This is a genomic window from Streptomyces sp. RPT161 (genome assembly GCF_027533845.1).
Classification (GTDB): domain Bacteria; phylum Actinomycetota; class Actinomycetes; order Streptomycetales; family Streptomycetaceae; genus Streptantibioticus_A; species Streptantibioticus_A silvisoli_A.
Window position 1 is genome coordinate 1 of record NZ_JAPZVN010000071.1, and the last position, 1,472, is coordinate 1,472.

Sequence of the window (1,472 nt, forward strand, 5' to 3'; positions counted from 1 at the left end):
CGGCCGGAGGCGAGTCCGCGCTACTGGCACGGCTGGCCGGGCTGTCGGCCGCCGAACAGGAGACCGTACTCCTGGAGCTGGTCTGCACGCACGTCGCGGCCGTGCTCGGCTACGCGGGACCCGAAGTCGTGGACCCGGCACGGTCGTTCAGCGAGGTCGGCTTCGACTCGCTGACCGCCGTTGAACTCCGCAACCGACTGAACGCGGCAACCGGGGTCCGGCTACCGGCCACGCTGATCTTCGACTACCCGACACCCACGGCACTGGTTCAGTTCCTGCGGGAAGAGATTCTCCAGGACGGTCTGGCAGCGGTGACACCGCTGCTCGCAGAGTTGGACAAGTTGGAAGCCTCTCTCGCGGTGGCGCTGCCCGACGATGACGGTCGGACCCGGATCACCGCCCGCCTACAGGCCATGCTGGCCAAGTTGAGCGAGGCCCGGGGGCCGGAGGCCGACGAGGTCGATGTCGCCGAGGAACTGGAGACGGCGACGGACGACGACCTCTTCGACTTCATCGGCAAAGAGTTCGGGATTTCCTGACGTGAACGGCTCTGCCTTTCTGGCTTCCGCGAGAGGGATGCACGTATGAACGAGGAAAAGCTCCGCTACTTTCTCAAGCGGGTGACGGCCGATCTCCATGAGACGCGGCGCCGCTTGCAGGAAGTCGAGTCGGGCGAGCAGGAGCCGATCGCGATCGTCGGGATGAGCTGCCGCTACCCGGGCGGAGTCCAGTCGCCCGAGGATCTGTGGCGGCTGGTCGCCGAGGGTGGGGACGCCGTCTCCGGCTTCCCCACCGACCGCGGCTGGGACATCGAGCGGCTCTTTGACGACGACCCCGACCAGCAGGGCACCAGCTACGTCAGCGAGGGCGGATTCCTCCACGAGGCCAACCAGTTCGACCCGGCCTTCTTCGGCATCAGCCCGCGCGAGGCACTGGCGATGGACCCCCAGCAGCGGCTGCTGCTGGAGACCACCTGGGAGGTGTTCGAGCGGGCCGGGATCGACCCGGCCTCGGTGCGCGGCAGCCGTACCGGTGTCTTCGCGGGCGTGATGTACCACGACTACACCTCGCGCCTGCGCGCCGTCCCCGAGGGCGTCGAGGGCTACCTGGGCACCGGAGGATCCAGCAGCATCGCGTCCGGCCGGGTGTCGTACACGTTCGGTCTTGAGGGTCCGGCGGTCACGGTCGACACCGCGTGCTCGTCCTCGCTGGTCACCCTGCATCTCGCGGTACAGGCGCTGCGCAACGGCGAGTGCTCGCTGGCGTTGGCGGGTGGTGTCACCGTGATGCCCACTCCCGGTACGTTCACCGAGTTCAGCCGCCAGCGTGGCCTGTCGTTCGACGGCCGCTGCAAGTCCTTTGCCGCCGCGGCCGACGGTACGGGCTGGGGCGAGGGCGTTGGCATGCTGCTAGTTGAGCGGCTGTCGGACGCGCGGAAGAACGGGCATCCGGTGCTTGCGGTCGTGCGCGGT

At 68.4% G+C, this 1,472-nt stretch carries 2 protein-coding genes; both read left to right on the top strand.

The features are described 5' to 3' along the window. A partial coding sequence (locus O5O46_RS34920; protein ID WP_269859709.1) for a phosphopantetheine-binding protein occupies nt 1–539 on the top strand: 539 nt, incomplete at its 5' end. Between the two features lie 45 nt (nt 540–584). Then, nucleotides 585–1,472, top strand: an 888-nt coding sequence (locus O5O46_RS34925; RefSeq protein ID WP_269859710.1) for a beta-ketoacyl synthase N-terminal-like domain-containing protein, incomplete at its 3' end; no start/stop codon positions are given.